At 70.4% G+C, this 17,592-nt stretch carries 6 protein-coding genes; all 6 read right to left on the bottom strand.

What is annotated here, in order from left to right; translation table 11 throughout:
- Positions 1-2: 2 nt before the first annotated feature.
- Genes ACQ66H_RS08040 through ACQ66H_RS08015 form a run of 6 tightly spaced genes read right to left on the bottom strand, consistent with a single transcriptional unit; the run spans position 3 to position 17,481 of the window.
- Positions 3-260, bottom strand: coding sequence for an acyl carrier protein (locus ACQ66H_RS08040; protein ID WP_304000817.1), 258 nt, complete (start codon positions 258-260; stop codon positions 3-5).
- Positions 257-1,402: an ACP S-malonyltransferase gene (fabD, locus tag ACQ66H_RS08035; RefSeq protein WP_430433561.1), complete on the bottom strand. Its 1,146-nt coding sequence runs from the start codon at positions 1,400-1,402 to the stop codon at positions 257-259. Before fabD ends, ACQ66H_RS08040 begins: the two co-directional genes overlap by 4 nt.
- Positions 1,399-4,104 (bottom strand): beta-ketoacyl synthase N-terminal-like domain-containing protein, encoded by a 2,706-nt coding sequence (locus ACQ66H_RS08030; RefSeq protein WP_430433560.1) that lies wholly within the window; start codon positions 4,102-4,104, stop codon positions 1,399-1,401. Before ACQ66H_RS08030 ends, fabD begins: the two co-directional genes overlap by 4 nt.
- Positions 4,104-9,332 (bottom strand): alpha/beta fold hydrolase, encoded by a 5,229-nt coding sequence (locus ACQ66H_RS08025; protein WP_430433559.1) that lies wholly within the window; start codon positions 9,330-9,332, stop codon positions 4,104-4,106. Before ACQ66H_RS08025 ends, ACQ66H_RS08030 begins: the two co-directional genes overlap by 1 nt.
- 34 nt (positions 9,333-9,366) lie before the next feature.
- A complete protein-coding gene (locus ACQ66H_RS08020) occupies positions 9,367-10,704 on the bottom strand; it encodes a flavin-containing monooxygenase (protein ID WP_430433558.1) in 1,338 nt (445 codons plus the stop codon).
- A 36-nt stretch (positions 10,705-10,740) separates the two neighbouring features.
- Positions 10,741-17,481, bottom strand: coding sequence for an SDR family NAD(P)-dependent oxidoreductase (locus tag ACQ66H_RS08015; RefSeq protein ID WP_430435610.1), 6,741 nt, complete (start codon positions 17,479-17,481; stop codon positions 10,741-10,743).
- Positions 17,482-17,592: the final 111 nt, after the last annotated feature.

The following is a 17,592-nucleotide window of genomic DNA, read 5'->3' as shown; positions in this document are numbered from 1 at the left end:
GCTCAGGCTCCCGTCGTCGCGGCGGCGCGCTGCGCAACGGCAAGCGACAGCTCGCGCACGGTCGGGTACTGGAACACCAGCGCCGGCGGCAAGGACACGCCGTAGCGGTCTTCCAGCGAGCCGACCAGATCGACCGCCTGCATCGAACCCAGTCCGTAGCTGCCGAGGTTCTCCTCCGGCTCGATGTCGTGCGCCGGTACGCCGGTGCGGTCGGCGATGAAGGTAGTGATGAAGTCCGCGATATCGTGTTCGGTGCTCATGGGTGTCGTCCGTGCAAGGGTGAAGACGGGTCGGCGTGCTGCGCGGACGCGGCCGCCGGAATCAGGGTTTCCAGTGCGCGGCGGACCTGGCGGCGCACGGCGCGCGGCGTGGCCGCCAGTTCGAGCGGCGGCCAGCCGGCGACATCGAGTCCGCACGGCCACAGCGCGGCCCAGTCGGCGGCACTGGCAGCCGGCTCGACGTACAGCCGGTGCAGCGCGGCGGCCAGTGCGGCGTGGGCACCGGCCACTGGCGGCGGTGCGAACTCGGGCCAGTGCACCTCCGCCACCGCTGCGCCTCGCTGCGGGCGCCAGGCGGCGCGGATCTCGTTGACCATCGGTCCGAGCACCGGCGCCGGGCCGATCTCGACGAACTCGGTCACGCCTGCGTCGAGCATGGCGTGCACCGACTGCATCCAGCGCACCGGGCTGTAGAGATGGGCCGCCATCACGTCGGCGATCTGCGCGTCGTGCGGCCGTGCGGTCACATTGGCGATGACCGGAATGCGCGGGGGCTGGAACCGCGTTTCGCGCAGCGCCTGCGCGAACTCGGCCGCTGCCGGCCGCATGTGGCGCGAATGGAAGGCACCGCTGACGCGCAGGCGCACCGCCCGCGTGCCCGCCTGGCGACAGCGCTCGACGAAGGCATCGATCTCGCCCGACAGCCCGGCGACGATGGTCTGCGTGGGACTGTTCTCGTTTGCGATCTCAAGTCCATCGACGCCCAGGCGCGCGATCAACGCGTCCACCTCGTCGCGCCCGGGGCCGATGACCGCCGCCATCGCGCCGTCGCGGATGGCGGCCATGATGCGGGCGCGCCGGTTGACCAGACGCAGTGCGTCGATGAAGTCGAGCGCGCCGGCCGCCGCCAGCGCGACGAACTCGCCGATGCTGTGCCCGGCCAGCATGGCCGGCGCGCCGTGCCGGTGCGCGTGATCCAGGTAGCCGAGATAGCCGGTGACGAAGAGCGCCGGCTGCGTGTAACGGGTGTCGATCAGACGGTCGGCACCCTCGGTGCACAGATCATGCAGGCTGTAGCCGAGCAACGCATCGGCCTGTTCGACCAGCCGCGGATAGCGCTCGAACAGTTCGACGCCCATGCCCTTGCGCTGCGCGCCCTGCCCCGGAAAGACGACCGCCTTCATGACAGCATCTCCGCGCCGGTCGTCGATGGCTGTGCCAGCCAGCGCGCCTCGCGCAATTCCAGACCATCGATCTGCAGCACCGTGCGTCCGTCGATCTCGCCGCGCACGCCGACGCGTCCGCTGTCGGTATCCACGCCGAGCAGCAGGCGCTGTGGCCCGGCCGCAGGCAAGGCCGCCCAGCTCACACGGACCGCGCGGTAAGGCAGCAGCGGCGCGCTCGTGGCGCCCGGAAACAGCCGCTGCAGCGCGCGCACGACGGCGACGGTCCAGTGCATCCAGAGTGCGCCCGGGTCCTGCGACGCGAATGGATCGGCGTCCACGACGACGTCACAAGGAACACCTGCCGTCGCGTCCGGACCGCTGCCGGCGTCGATGCGCTCGACGCGCAGCAGTGTCTGCGTGGCGTCGTCGGCCTGTGCGCGATAGTTCAGACCGGCGCCGACACGGGTCGCCGTCAGTTGCCGGTGGCGCGGCGACGCTGCGGCCCAGGCGACATCGACGAAGCTGACGGCGCCGCTTGTCGCGGCATGGCCCGGCCACGGCAGCAGCGAGGGCAGGCAGTCAGGTCTGCCGCCGAGGGGCGCCCCCGGGAATGCCGTCCAGTACGCGCGCAGCCCGGCGACGTCGTGCGACGCATCAGCGCCCGGCTGCGGCGGGACCGGCGCGGCCGCGCGGAACCACACGCGATCGAGGCGGAACGGCAGTGTGGGCAGCGGCACACGCGCTGCGCTGCCCGCGGCATAGCGCGCGGACAGCACTTCGCTCACCGCCGGAACGGCCAACTGCGTGCGCAGCCAGTCGGCCACCGCGGTGGCGCTGTGCCAGTCGGGCGGCGGCTGCGGGTCGCCGTTGTCCCGCACACTCTGCGCAGCAACCGCCAGTGGCGCCGGCGCATCGCACAGCCAACCGGCCAGCTGCAGCGCCAGTTCGCCGAAATCCTTTGCCGCAACAGCGAGCCGGTGCGCCTGCAGGTCGCGGCCGATGAACAGCGACATCGCCAGCGCATGCAGCGTCGGCGCCAGCACCTGCCGCGGCAGGCTGGCGCGGGCAGACAGCCGCGCCGACGCATCCGTCGCGGGCAAGGCTTCGCTCAGTGCGGCCGCGACCTCGCCCCAGTTCAGGCAGTCGCGCAGATCGAGCCGCGCGGCATCGATGCCCAGCGCCTGCGCGGCCGCGTGGGCGTCACGCACCATCGTTCCGGCGTCAACGCCGAGCGCCGCCCACTGCGCGTCGAAATCGAGCACACCGGCGGCCCGGTGCAGCGCAAGCAGCACGTGCGGCTGCACATCCGGATACAGGTAGTCGAACAGCTGCGCCGCGCGTGCGCGCAGCGTATCGGCGTCGCGCGCCGACAGCAGCACGACTTCGGCCTCGTCAGCTGCGGCTGGCCACACCGGCACAGGCTGCGCCTGCAGCACGACGTGCGCGTTGACGCCGCCGAAACCGAATGAACTGACCCCGGCCACCCGCGGCCCCTCGCCCCACGCCTGCGGACGGTTGACGATGCGCAGCGGCGAGCCGCTCAGTTCGAGCTGCGGATTGGCACGGACGAAAGCCGGATGGCCCGGAATCAGCCCGTGACGCAGCGCGAGCACGGTCTTGATCAGACCGGCGATGCCGGCCGCGGCTTCGAGGTGGCCGATGCGCGCCTTCAGCGCGCCGAGCCGGATGTCGCCGGCCGGCGTGCATTCGGGATCGACGCCGCGGCACTGACGCAGCGCCTCGTTCAGCCCGGCGATCTCTATCGGATCGCCCAGCGGCGTGCCGGTGCCGTGCGTCTCGATGTGCGACAGATGACGTACCGCCGGTCCGGCCGCCTGCCAGGCCGCGGCAACGACTTCGGCCTGCCCCTTGAAGCTGGGCGCGGTCAGGCTGTGTGCGCGGCCACCGTGGTTCTCGGCCGAGGCGAGAATGCAGGCATGGATGAAATCGCCGTCGCGCAGCGCGTCGTCGAGCCGCTTCAGCACCACCACGCCGGCGCCCTCGCCGCGCACGTAGCCGTCGGCCTCGGCGTCGAAGGGCCGGCAGCGCCCGGCGCTGCTCAGCATGCCGGCCTGGCTGAAGGCGACGTGCAGTTCCGGGCTCAGCATCAGGCTGATGCCGCCGGCCAGCGCCAGTTCGCACTGGCCGAGGCGCAGCTGCTCGATGGCGCGATGGACCGCGACCAGCGAACCGGAGCAGGCGGTATCGACCACCTGGCTCGGGCCGCGCAGGTTCAGCACATAGGACAGCCGGTTGGCGACCAGGGTCAGCGCCATGCCGGTCGCCCGGTAGGCGTCGTTGTCGCAGTGCGCGGCACGCATCAGCGACGTGTATTCGGCATTGCCGACGCCGGCGAACACGCCGACGCGCCGGCCGGACAGGCTGCGCGGCGCGATGCCGGCGTCCTCCAGCGCGGTCCATGCGGACTGCAGGAACAGCCGCTGCATCGGATCCATCGCCTCGGCTTCGCGCGGCGCGATGCCGAAGTGGCGCAGATCGAAGGCATCCACGTCGTCGATGAATCCGCCCACCGTTGAATAGGCGGTGTTCGCCGCGCCACCCGGCGGCGCGTAATGCGCGCGCCAGTCCCAGCGTGACGGCGGCACCTCGGCGATGGCCGCAGCGTCGCCGAGCAGCGTCTGCCAGAAGCCGGCGACATCCGGCGCACCGGGCAGACGCGCCGCAAGGCCGACGATGGCGATGGCAGCGGACGGGTGCATCACACCGTTGCTCCGGCCAGCGCCGGCACGTCCTGCGGCGTGCTCTCGTCGGTCACCGGCACGCCGCTGGCCGGGCAAGGCATCGGCAGGCCGGCCTTGCGGGCGCGCGCACGGCCGCGGCCATGTTCCTTCGCCAGCTCGTGCATATAGGTCGGGCCGTGCATTTCGTAGTTGTTGCGCAGCGTCGCCAGATACTCGCGGCGGATGATCTTCTGCTCGCGCTCGATGTCGCGCTTCTGAGCGGCGATGTCGGGCTGGCGATAGAAACCGGCGAAGTGCTCGGCTACCAGTTTCGACTGCGCTTCCATCATGTCGAGGAAGCCCCAGGTCACCGCCTGGAACAGGCCGATGAAGGCGAGGTTGTCCACGCCGGGCACGAAGATGCGCTTGAACATCGGCACCTTGTTGTCGTCGGCGTTCAGGAACTGCTTGTCGAGGAAGGGGAAGGTGGTCTTGAAGCCGGTCGAATAGACGATGGCGTCGAACTCGCGCACGCTGCCATCGGCGAAGAACACCTTGCGGCCCTTGATGTGCTTCACCTCGGGCACGATCTTCAGCTTGCCGTCGCCGATGCGGTTGGCGAAGTTCTCCGACAGCGTGGGCAGGCTGGACATCATCAGGTGATCGGGTTTGGGCATGCCCATGCTGCTGTGCCGCTGGATCAGCGCCTTGTACAGCCCGGTGTGCACCAGGTTGAACAGCGGATAGGGCAGGATCTTCTTGAACCACCAGTCGTTCAGGAAGGCCATCGCACGGTCCATGCGCAGGCCCAGCAGGTAGTGCGGCAGCACATAGACGCCGCGACGCAGCGAAATGCAGGTCGATTTCGCCGCGTGGCTGATGTCCACCGCCACCTGCGAACCGCTGTTGCCGACGCCCACCACCAGCACGTCCTTGTCGCGGTAGTCCTCGCGATAGCGGTAGTGCTGCGAGTGGATGGACTCGCCGTCGAACACGTCGCGGTAGTAGTAATCCGGGAAGTTCGGTTCGTTGTGGTGACCGTTGGCCACCACCAGCGCGTCGTAGTGGCGCACCTCGCCGCTGTCCAGCGTGACCCGCCAGCCCTTGTCGCCGAAGCGCTCGGCGCGCTTGACCTGGGTGTTCAGCTGTATCCGGTCGCGGAAGCCGAAGTGATCGACATAGCTTTCCAGATACGCGTGCACCTGCTGATGCGACGGAAAATCCGGGTAGTCGTCCGGCATCGGGAAATCGGTGTACTGGTACAGGCCGCGCGGCGTGTTCTGGTTCATCGCGTGCCATACGGAGGTGAACTTGCGATCCGGATCGAAGGCCCAGATGCCGCCGATGCGGTCACGCCCGTCGAAGCAGTCGAAGGGGATGCCGTATTCGGTCAGCGCCTTGCCGATCGAAATGCCGCCGACGCCGGCGCCGACCACGCACACGCGCGGCAGCTGGCGCGGCGAGCGGCCCTTGCCGCGCAGGCGTTCGAGCATGCGTGCGCCGCCCGGAATGCGTTCGACGAAGGCGCGGGTGAATTCGCGTGCGACCGGCGGCGCGGACAGTGAACGGGGAGCACTCATGCGACGGACCTCCTTGTTTTCGGTGGGGACGAGGGACTTCAGGAATGCAGCGGTGCGCGCTTCGCCGATGCGCGCCGAATGCGCGGCGCAGTCGAGCACCACCGGCGCGATGCCGCCGGACAGATGGCGGCGCAGGCTGTTGACGATGAGGTTGACCTCGGCGTCGGCGATGTCCAGCGGCGGCAGGAAACGCAGGCTGTTGTTGTGGATCGGGCAGACCGCGACCGCCACGCCCTGCACCGGGTCGCGCAGCATGGCGCCCCACAGCAGGTAGCCGAAGCTGCGCTGAAGGAAGGGATCAGCCCCGGCGAGGTCGAGATCGATGGTGAGCAGCAGGCCTTCGCCACGCACCGCGGTGATCATCGGCAGTTCGCGCTGCAGCGCCGTCAGCTTCGCCCGGAAGGACGCGCCGGTGGCTGCCGCGCGGACGTCCAGCCCCTGCTCGAACACCTTGCGCAGCGCGTGCAGCGAAATGTGCGCCGAAAGCGGGCAGCGCTGGCGGCCGGCCAGTTCCTGCAGGCGCGCCGGGGACCGCGCCAGCGCACGCTGCCGCACCGCGTCGCTGCACAGCACGACGCCGGTCGGCACCAGCGAATCGCACAGCGCGGTGCCCAGCGCGACCAGGTCCGGCGACGGCACCTGCGGCGCGCTGTGCAGCAGGCGGCCGGTCATCAGATTGGTCTGGGTTTCATCCACCCCGACCAGATAGCCGCCGGCTTCGCGGTGGCGGGCGATGAGCTCGACCAGCTGCGGCGGCAGCGGGCGGGTGGCGTTGGCATCCACCTGTATGGTTTCGAACCACACCAGGCCGATGTCGCCGGACAGCAGTTCGGCTTCGAGCTTCTGCGCTGCGTCCGGCCCGTGCGCGTCGATGAACACGCTGTGCCGGTACAGCGGCTCGAAGGGCTTGCGGAAGATGTCGAACACCGCGTCATGCGAAGCGACCGCGCTCAGCATCGAGAAGCCGAGACCGCCGGAGAAGAACAGCATGCGGCGCTTCTGCGGACTGGCGAGCGCGCCCAGCGTCAGCGCCACCTCGACCGCGGTGACATTGCTCGACGCCGGGAAGGCGTGCGGCAGTCCGGTGCGCTCGCTCAGCAGCGCAGCCAGTTCGCCCCAGTAATCGGTGTTCGCGTCGTGCGCGCGCACCACGCCGTCGATCACGTCCAGCGGGTTCAGGCCGCGCGGGCTGGTGCCCACGTTCACGAAGCAGTCGAGCACCGTGCGCGCGGTGCCGTCGCGGTCGCGCAGCAGTGACTTCATGCCGCGTGCCGCCTCGAAGCGCGCGTCGAAGCCGTGCAGGCGCGCCACCCGGGCGTAGCCGGAATTGCCCCAGCGCAGGTGCGCGTCGTAGCAGGCGTTGACATCGGCGTCGATGCGCCGCATCAGCCGGTGCGTAGCGGCGTCGATGCGATCGCCGAAGGCCCGGAGCAGTGCCTCGCGCGCCACCGCCAGCGGGAAGCCGAAGCTGGTCATCACGTTGCGCACATAGCTTTCGCTGGGCGTCATGCTCCAGGTCTGGTGTACCGGCGCGCGCACCATGCAGGCGGCCACCGGCACCCGGCTCGCTGCCATCGATTCGCCCAGCACGATCATGTCGGCGCGCTCGCGGCAGGACGGCGCGATCCACGCCTCAGCCGCCGTGTCCGGATCGTTGTTGTTGACCAGCACGCTGAGCACCTCGCGCGCAGCGCAGGTGGCGATCAGGCGGTCGGCGTCCTCGGTTGGCGTGAAGGCATCGCACACCAGCACGGCCGCCACAGGCGAGGCGCCGCCTTCCAGCCGCTCGATCGCTTCGAGCACGGTGGACACGAACACCACACCCGGGACCAGTGCGTCGTCCGGGCCTGCGTCGAGCGGATCGAAGTAGCGGCGCCAGCCTTCTCCGGCGTCGATCAGCAGCAGTTCGCCGCTGCTGTCGGCGTCGCGGTTGCGCGCGCGGTGCCGGGCCAGGCGCAGTGCGGCGTCGAGCGCCTCGTGCTGCGAGGTCAGGAACAGGCAGCGGTAGTCCTCGTCGCCGGTCTTGTTCTGCGCCTGGATGCGGTTGAGCAGCAGCGCGACCTGGGCCGACTGCGGCGACAGGATGGCGCAGTGGCCCTGATCGCCGCGGCGCACATAGTCCTCCAGCACCTGCAGCGCGTCGGCGTCGGCCGGCGCGAAGGCGCTGGCCGGCACCAGTGCGGGCACCCCCGCCGCCTCGCCGCGCACCGGCGCCACCTCGTCGAGGAAACGCAGCAGCAGACGGTTGTAGGCCTCGAAGTGAGTGAAACCCAGCAGATGACCGGCACCCGGGAAGCACACGTAGCGCGCGCCGGGCAGCGCGTCCGCCAGCGCGCGGCCATAGGCCGGCTGCATGTAGCGGTCATCGCGTCCGCTGATCACCAGCGCCGGGCAGCGCAGGGCGGACAGCGCCTCGCGATGGTCGAAGGCACCGACGACGGCCTGGTAGGCCGGCAGCGACGGAATGTTCCAGCCGCGGTTCAGTTCCATGAAGCGCTCGCTCATCTGCAGCTCGCGCATCAGCGTGGCGAAGTCGTTCGCGCCCTGCGCGAACGGCGAGGTGACCGTCGCCACCAGCGCGGACACGCGCTGCGGATGGTTGACGCAGAAGCGCTGCGCCAGCACGCCGCCAAAGGAATAGCCGATCACCGGCAGCGCATCAGTGATGCCCAGGCCATCCAGCAGTTCGGCCACGTCGTCCGCCATCGACGACAGCGTCAGCGGGCTGTAGAAGTCGGTGCGGCCGCAGCCCGGCATGTGATAGGCGATCAGCCGGTAGCGTTCGCCCAGTTCGCGCAACTGCAGCCGCCACATGACCGAGGTGTGCATGACCAGGCCGCCCAGCAGCAGCACCGGCCGCCCCAGGCCGTAGACCGCCGCCTCGATGGTGCGGCCGGAACGCCCCTGCACGCTGACCGAGCGCGCCTGATCGACGACGACCTGCTGTGCATCCAGATGTTCGCGCGAGGGCTGGCGCACGCCGCCTTCGACGGCGGTGTCCTGCGCCCGGGCGACCGGTACTCGTAAGGGAGCGGTTGCGAGCGCAACGGCGGACGCCGGCGCAGTGGCGCCGCCCTGCTCCGCCCACAGCGCCTCGATCGACAGCGGCGCGTCGGCCGCCGCGGTCACCGCCCGCGGGGCCGGCGACGGCGCCGCGGCAACGGGCGCCGGGCGGGGAGTCGGGACCGGGGCCGGGGCCGGAGCTGTCCGGACAGGTTCGGGGGCACGGGCAGCGGCGGCAGCTGGCGCGACGGCAACCGACCCTTCGAGTTCACCCAGCACGCGCTTCACGTCGGCGTCGTGATTCTTCAGCAGATAGCGGGTGAGGCCGCGCAGATCCTGGAACTCGAAGAAGACGGTGGGCGGAATGACGATGCCGAAGCGCGCGGTGAAACGGTTGCCGATCTCGGTGGACGAGATCGAATCCATGCCGTAGTCCATCAGCGAGCGCGTCGGCGAAAAGTCGGTGGCTTCGAGCTTCAGCACGTCCATGACCAGCGCGCCCAGATCGTGCTCCAGCGCGACCTCCAGTGCCGGCCGCGCAGCCGGCACCACGCGCGCTGCAGGAACGGTCGATGGAGTCGGAGCGATGGCCGGCGCGACCATGGGCGTCTCCTCCATCTCCAGTCCTTCGATCAGCGCCAGCGCCTCTTCCGGCGACAGTTCGTCGGCGATGCTCATGTCCATGCGGAACCCCCGGTATACGTTGTGAAGTCAGTGCTCATGCCGGCAGCGCCTCGGCCGGCGCGGTCTGCGCGGCGCCGTCGAGCAGCTTTCCGGTGACGAAATTGACCGCGCGGATGTATTTCCACAGGTTGACCTCGTAGCGGTGGCGGTCGGTGTCCATGAAGCGGCCCTGACCGAGGTCCAGCCGATCCGGCTGCTGCTTCATCTGCTGCAGCCGGCGGAAGTTGTCGCTGCCGGCGATGCGCGCGCGCAGGCAGGCGGCAACGAAGCGCGCAGTGATGTTGAGTACGTTGCCGAGGCCGGACGGCGTGTTCAGATAGCCGACGAAGAGCAGGTTTTCGTGGCGCTGCGGCACCATGCGCAGGAACAGGCGATCGAGATCGACGCGCGGATCGAAATCCGCCGCATCGAAAAAGGACAGATCGGTGCGGAAGCCGGTTGCCCACAGGATGAGGTCGATCTGCTCGCGGCTGCCGTCGGCGAACTCGACGGTGCGGCCGTCAATGCGCCGGATGTCCGGTTTGGGCGCAAGGTCGCCGTGACCGATGTGGTAGAGCACCTGCGAATTCATGATCGGGTGTGCCGCATCGATGCGGTGATCCGGCGCCGGCAGGCCGAAGTCGGTGCCGTCGAAACCGGCCAGCTTGAACACCGCACCGACGTGATCCCAATAGGCCTGGGCATCGGAGAACTTCGGCGCGATATCCATCAGCCATTCCTGCGTCGGCTTGCCATCGACGAACTTCGGCATGTAGTGATAACCGCGCCGGGTCGAATGGAAAGCCGCGTCGGCATTGAGTGCGGCGTCCACCGCGATGTCGCAGCCCGAATTGCCGCCGCCCACCACCAGCACGCGCTTGCCGCGGAACTGGTCGGCCGAACGGTAGTCGCCGGAATGCACGCTCTCGCCGTCGAAATGCCCCTCGAACTTCGGCACCAGCGGAATGCGCAGCAGGCCGTTGGCGACGACCAGATGGGCGTAGCGGCGCACGCTGCCATCGGCCAGTTCGCAGCGCCAGCCGCCGCCCTCCGGCCGCGCGCGGACGACCCGGGTGTGGAAGCGCGTGTGCGCCTCGACCGTGTAGCGCTCAGCCACCGACATCAGGTAGGCGTACATCTGGCTGTGCCGCGGATAGTGCGGATAGCTGTCCGGCATCGGCAGGTCGGAAAACTGCGTGTTGCGGCGCGAACTGATCAGGTGCACCGACGCGTACATCTTCGACGCCGGCCCCTCCGGCTGCCAGTTACCGCCCAGGCCGCCACTGGCTTCCAGCACTTCGTAGTCGAGGCCGGCCTCGGTCAGCGCCTTGGCAACACCGATGCCCGAGGCGCCGCCGCCGATGATGCCCACCGTACGATCAAAATCCGTCATGTCTGTCCCTGTTGGTCTGCGCGTGGTGGTCTGCGCTTACTGGTCTGCGGTGGCGCGCATGCCGGCGAGCCGGCGCTTCGCTTCGTCCGGTGTCATGCGACCGGTCTTCACGCGTTCGAGGATGTCGCGCGGCGACAGCGGCTGCGCGATGTCGGGCGCGGGCGGTGCAGCCGCTGTGACGACATAGGCCGCCACCGGCTCGGCGATCTGCGGGGCCGACGTGGCCGCGACCGGCTGCGCCCAGAAGCGCCGGCGCTGGAAGGCGGTGCCGGGCAGCGGTACGCGCCGGCGCAGCGGCGGCACCGGCTGTGCACTCCAGTCATCGAAGGCGCCACTGACCCAGGCACGCGCCAGCGCCGCGGGCTCGCTGCCCGCCTCTGCGGCCGCGCCCTCGGCGTCGGCCACGCCCTTGAACACCCCTGCCGGCAGCGTGGAGGCGTCGAGCTGCCAGAACTCGCCTTCCAGACTGGCGCGCAGCTGCGCCTCCAGCGTCCTCAGGTCATCGGCGATCACGGCGAGCCGGTTGGGCTGGGCGACGCGCGCCACACGCAGCGTCGCCGCCAGATCGGCCAGCGACAGCGCCTCGCCGCGTGCCAGCGCACGCTCGACATGGCGTGCCAGCGACTGTGCCATCGTGCGCAGCGTGTCCGGCGTGCGCGCCGACAGCACGACGATGTGCGGGCCGGGCGCGTCGGTGGCCGGTGCGCCCGGCCACTCCTCGACCACCAGGTGCGCGTTGGAGCCGCCGGCGCCGAAGGAACTGATGGCGGCGAGCCGCGGCAGCCTGTGGCCTGTCGCATCGCGCGGTGCCGGCCAGTCGGCCGCGGTGGCCTGCACGCGGAAGGGCAGCTTCGAAAAATCGATATTGGGATTCGCCGGTTCGCTGTGTAGCGACGGCGCCAGGCGGCCGTGCCGCATCTGCAGCAGCACCTTGCTCAGCGCGGCCACGCCGGCTGCGGATTCGAGATGGCCGATCTGCGACTTCACCGAGCCGATCGGCACCACCGCGTCATCCAGCATGCCTTCGAGCGCCATCGCCAGGCCGCGCAATTCGATCGGATCGCCCAGACCGGTGCCTGTACCGTGTGCCTCGATATAGCCCAGACGCGACGCCGGCACGCCGGCCGCGGCGAAGGCATCCGCAATCACCTCGCTCTGCCCGACCGGCGTCGGCACGGTGAAACCGGACGTGCGCCCGCCATGGCCGATGGCCGAACCGCGGATGACGCCGTGGATGTGGTCGCCGTCGCGCAGGGCGTCGTCCAGCCGCTTGAGCACCACCACACCGACGCCCTCGCCCGGCACATAGCCGTCGCCGCCGGCGCCGAAGCTGCGGCAGCGGCCGTCGCTGGCGGCGAACTGCAGTTCACTCAGCATGCGGTATCGATACGGGTGGGCCGACACATTGACGCCGCCCGCCAGCACCGCGTCGCACTCGCCGGCGCGCAGCAGCAGGCAGGCGGTATGCACGGCGGTCAGCGAGGACGAGCACATGCTGTCCAGTGCGAACGAGGCGCCGTTGAAACCCAGCGTGTAGGACACGCGGTTGGCGATCGAGGCATAGGACGAATTGGTCAGCGTGGCCGAGCCGCCGGCGCCGTAGTACTGGTACTCGCCGTACATGACGCCGGCCAGCACGCCGACGCGCGCCCGTGCACCGTCGCGCGACGGCGGCGACTGCAGGGTCTGCGGGGTGTAGCCGGCGTCCTCGATGGCCAGCCAGGATGCTTCGAGGAACAGCCGCTCCTGCGGGTCCATGCGTTCGGCGTCGCGCGGCGCGATGCCGAAGAACAGCGGATCGAAACAGTCGTGCTGGTCGATCAGCGCGGCCCAGCGTGCATAGGCACCGCTCTTCCCCGCCTCACCTTCGCGCCGGGTGAAGGCGGGATCGTCCGGCCAGCGCCGCGACAGCTCGCCGACGCAGTCCATGCCCTGCAGCAGGTTGTCCCAGAAGGTGTCGAGGTCGGCGGCGCGCGGATAGCGGCCGGCGATGCCGACGATGGCGATGGCCAGGCCGTGTCCCGCCTCCGCCCCCCGGACCCCGGTTTCCGGCTGCGTGCAGGGCGCCGGCACCGCAGGCACCCCCGCGACAGCCGGCTGCGCAGCCTCCTCCGGCGGCGCAGTGGCGACGCCGACGAAGCGTGCCGCCGCCTCCGGCTCGGCCGACGCGATGTGCGCGGCGAGCGCCTGCACGGTGTCGGCTTCGTACAGCAGCGTCTTCGGCAGCGACGCGAAGTGCTTGTCCAGTTCACCATTCAGATCCATCACCATGATGGAATCCAGGCCCAGCGACTGCAGCGGCGTGGTCGGCGTGACGCGGGCGCGGGCGATGCCGCAGGCGCGGGCCAGCATGTCGCCCAGCCGGTTGCACAGGGCCTCTGCCGTGTCGGCAGCCGTCGCGACAGCGCGCACAGGCGCCGCTGCAAGCGACGGCCGCTCGGCCCCGGCCGGCCCGACTTCCAGCAGCCGTGCCACGCCTTCGCGCCGGCCGCTGCAGACGACGACACCCGCCGCCCCGCTCGCCATCGCGCTGCGCAGCGCCTGCACGCCCTGTTCGGCGTCCAGCAGTTCGAGGCCGCGCTCGGCCATCCATTGCATGACTGGCGGCGGCGCCTGCATGCCGCTTTCACTGCGCCACAGCGGCCAGGCCAGTGCCAGCGTGCGGCCACGCCGCCGCCCCTCCGCCACCGCCTGCGCGCGCAATTCGGCGTAGTCGTCCAGCCAGGCGTTGGCGTAGGCATAGACGCTCTGGCCGACATTGCCATGCGCGCCGGCCAGAGACGAGAACAGCACGAAGGCTTCGAGCGGATCGTCGCGCGTTGCCTCGTCCAGCAGACGTGCGGCGGCGATCTTGGGTGCGAGCACCGCCTGCCAGTCATCGTCGCCGTGTTTGACGAAGAAGGCGTCGCGCAGCACACCGGCCGCATGGATGACGCCGCGTACCGGGCCCAGCGTTGCACGAATCTGCTGCAGCGCGCCGTTGAACGAAGCGGCGTCGGTCACGTCGCCCTGCACGTACACCACCGAAGTGCCGTCACTACCGAGAGCGGCTACGGCACGTGCGCCCTCGTCATCCAGCGGACTGCGGCCGACCAGCGCGACATGCACGCCACAGCGGGCCAGCCAGCGCGCGAAGATGCGTCCGAGCGCGCCCATGCCGCCGGTGATCAGATAGGTCGCACCGCGCGTCGGCAACCAGTCGGCCGTCGGCGCGTCCAGCCAGGCAAAGCGTTCTTCCTCGATGCGCCCGTCGCGTACGCGCAGACGCGGCACCTGACCGGGCGACAGCGGGCGTGCCAGCACGGCGGCAATCGCATCGGCGCGACGGACCGGGTCGTCGCGCGTCGCTGCATCCAGCCCCAGCACGGCGGCCGACACGCGCGGCGCTTCCAGGTGCAGGCTCTTCAGCAGCCCGCCCATGGCCCCGTGGAAGCAACGCCCGTCGTCGGCGGACGGCGTGCCGACATAGACCAGCCGCAGCGCACGTGCGCCGAGCGCACCGACCAGCAGTTGCGCCAGCGCGACGAATCGCCGCACGTCGGCCTCGACCCCTTCATGCGAATTGCCGGCCATCCACACGACGGTCGCCGGGAAGGCGTCGCCGTGCTGCAGCAGTTCGAGCAAGGTGCGCCGGTGCGCGAGTTCGGCCGCATCCATGTCGATGCAATGACCTTCATGGAAGCGGAAGCGCTGCGAAGTCTCGATGCGCCATAGCGGCTGCGCCGGATGCAGGCGGCGCAGCCTGGCGGCAAGCCCGTCGAGACTGACGCCCGCCGCCCCCGCAAGCAGCATCGGCGACACCGGCGCGGCCGCATGCGCGCGGCTGTCGGCAACGGACCAGCGGCGCTGCAGCAGATGCAGCGGTGCGCTGCGGGCACCCTCCCAGGCGCGGAAGCAGAAGCCCTCGATATCCGCGAGCGGCGCGCCGTCGTCACCGCGAACCCGGAAATCGAAGGCGTGCAGTCCGGGTGCCGGGCTGCCCCGATACTCGATGCGCACCCGTGCGCGCCCCAGCAGCGGCGCATGCAGCACGAAGCGGCGCATCGAGAACGGCACGAAGGCGCGCCCGGCCGCCAGCACGGCGTCCGGCGCCAGCGCCACCGCGCACTGGAATACGCCGTCGAGCAGGGCCGGATCGATGCGGCCGACGTCATCGCGCGGAGTGACCGACAGTTCGGCGACGGCGTGTGCCGCCTCGCGCATCAGCGCGCGTACCGGTTGGAAGTCAGGCCCATAGCGCAGCCCCATCCGTTCGAAGCGCGCATAGAAGGCGTCGCGGTCGAACGGTCCGGACGGCCCGCCGATGATGACCGGTGACGCCTCCGTCACTGCCGCACGCAGCGATCCGCGCAGGTGAGCCGCGCCGCTGTCCTTGCCGCCGCTGCGCACGGCGCAGCGCCCATCGGCTTCCAGCTCCACCGTCACGTCAGCCGGCGCATCCAGCACCAGTGGGCGTCCCCACATCAGGTCGCGGAACTCGATCGCGTCGTTGCCGGGCAGGCGCGCCGCCAGCAACTGCAGGAAGCCAGCCGCAGGAAAGACAGCGTGTCCATCGACCACGTGATTGCGCGCGCGCCAGTCGTCCGGCGCAATGTGCAGCGCACCCGCACCTGCGGGCGCTGCGCTGGCCGGCGCGGCGTCGAAACGCACTGCGGACGGTGTCTGCGCGCCGCCTATCCAGTGGCGGGTGCGGCGGAACGGATAGCCGGGCAGATCCAGCGGCTGCGGCATGACCGGCCCCGCCGTCAGCCACAGCGGCAACCACTGCACCGGCGCGCCGGACAGCCAGCGCGCGGCCAGCGCGAACGGGTCGCCGGTCCCTGCATCCGCCGTCACGGGGGCGTCGCCGACACCGGCGCGCTGCAGGTCACCGGTTGACAGCGACTGCAACAGTTCGGCCAGCGAGGCGGCGACGGCCAGTGCCCGGACGCGCAGCGGCGTGCGTCCGAGCTGCAGCGTCGCCGCGACGCGGGCGCGTCCGGTCGGGGTATCGAGTTCTGCCAGACGCGGCGCCAGCCAGTCACGGAAACGCGCCAGCACCACATCGAGCTGTTCGTCGTCGCTGGCCGAGAACGGAAACACCGTGGCGATGGCGCCGCCAGCGACGTCCGCAGGTACATCGACCCACTCCTCGACGATCACGTGCGCGTTGGCGCCGCCAGCACCGAACGAACTGAGCGCGGCACAGCGCGGCTGCGTCTCGTCGGGCCAGGGCTCAGTACGCTGCGGAATGCGGAACGGCGTGCGTGAGAGATCGATGGCCGGATTGATTCGCGCCGAGTGTAGCGAGGCGAACAGCGTGCGCGCGCGGAACTGCAGCAGAAGCTTGGTCAGCCCGGCGACGCCGGCCGCCGATTCGAGATGACCGATATTCGCCTTGACCGAACCGAGCGCGCAGCGCTGCGGCCGGTCAGCCGCCCAGCCCGCCAGCAGGCCCTCGACCTCGACCGGATCGCCCAGCCCGGTGCCGGTGCCGTGCGCTTCGACATAGCCGATGCGGGACGCTGCGAGGCCGGCGCGCGCCAGCGTGTCGCGGATCAGCACACCCTGGCTGCGCGAACTGGGCACCGTGTAGCCGGTGGTGCGGCCGCCGTGCGCAATGCCGGTGGCGCGGATCACGCCGAGGATGCGATCACCGGCCGCGCGCGCATCGGCCAGCCTTCGCAGCACGACGACGCCCACGCCCTCGCCCGGCACGAAGCCGTCCGCGGCGTCACCAAAGGCATGGCAGCGACCGGTCGGCGACAGCATGCGCTGCTGGCTCAGCTGCACATACTTGGATGGATGCAGGTAAAGATTGACGCCGCCGGCCAGCGCCACCGCACATTCGTCGCGGCGCAGGCTTTCGCAGGCGAGATGGAGCGCCGTCAGCGACGACGAGCAGGCGGTATCGAGCGCGATGCTGGGGCCGTCGAAATCGAGCAGCCAGGACAGGCGGTTGGCGACCGACCACGGCATGGCCGTCGGCACCTGACCGCCGCCGCTGCGCCAGTGCGTCTCGCCGAGCAAGGGATAGGACAGCGTGGTGGTGCCGGCGAACACGCCGACGCGCGCGGCCGCTCCGGGCTGCGAGCGCGGCAGGCGCTCCGGCCCCAGGCCGGCGTGTTCCAGTGCGTGCCACGCACACTCGATGAACAGCCGCTCCTGTGGGTCCATCACGTCGGCATCCACCGCCGACACGCCGAAGAAGGCCGAATCGAAGGCATCGACGTCGCGCAGGAAGCCGCCCCACTTCGACATGCTGGCCCACTGCGTGCGGGCCACCGGATCGCGGCTGAACAGACCGTCGGCGGACCAGCGTTCGGACGGCACTTCGCCGACGGCATCGACGCCGGCTGCCAGGGCAGCGGCGAACGACTCCAGGTCGGCGGCCCCGGGGTAGCGCCCGGCCACGCCAACGATCGCGATCGCCTGATCCATCGGCGCAACGCCGGCATCGGCCGGCACTTCGTCCAGCGTTTCCCACTGGTCGCTGAAGCGCGGCGCCGGGGCGACGTGCGTGGCAACCGGCGTCAGCGACGCCGACAGCCGCGCGGCCTCGCCGGGGAAGTGCGTGCGCAGATAGTCGTGGACATCGGCCACCGTCCTGCAGTCGTACAGGAAGGTCCTGGGCAGCGTCGGAAAGTGCGCTTCAAGCGCGCGCGCCATGGCCACCACGGACATCGACTCGAGTCCAAGTTCCTCCAGCGTGCCGTGCGGATGAATGCGCGATGCGTCATGCCCCAGTACATCGGCAAGTCGATCGATGAGCCACGCCAGCAAGTTGTCGTTCTGCAGTTCCACGCCGATCACCGCCCCGGTTCATGACACTCATCCGTGCGGAACGCACGGCGCCGGAGCGCTCAATAGCCATTACCGTGCCAGGGCTTTTATGCTTCGCTGCAACAT

This window comes from Methyloversatilis sp., assembly GCF_965284615.1.
Classification (GTDB): Bacteria; Pseudomonadota; Gammaproteobacteria; order Burkholderiales; family Rhodocyclaceae; genus Methyloversatilis.
Note: the sequence above shows the minus strand (reverse complement) of the source record. Positions and strands in the feature narration are given on the sequence as shown.

What these genes read in the sequence shown, in the direction of transcription:
- ACQ66H_RS08040 (WP_304000817.1), bottom strand. Translation starts at nt 260, where the DNA reads ATGAGCACCGAACACGATATCGCGGACTTCATCACTACCTTCATCGCC.
- fabD (WP_430433561.1), bottom strand. Translation starts at nt 1,402, where the DNA reads ATGAAGGCGGTCGTCTTTCCGGGGCAGGGCGCGCAGCGCAAGGGCATG.
- ACQ66H_RS08030 (WP_430433560.1), bottom strand. Translation starts at nt 4,104, where the DNA reads ATGCACCCGTCCGCTGCCATCGCCATCGTCGGCCTTGCGGCGCGTCTG.
- ACQ66H_RS08025 (WP_430433559.1), bottom strand. Translation starts at nt 9,332, where the DNA reads ATGGACATGAGCATCGCCGACGAACTGTCGCCGGAAGAGGCGCTGGCG.
- ACQ66H_RS08020 (WP_430433558.1), bottom strand. Translation starts at nt 10,704, where the DNA reads ATGACGGATTTTGATCGTACGGTGGGCATCATCGGCGGCGGCGCCTCG.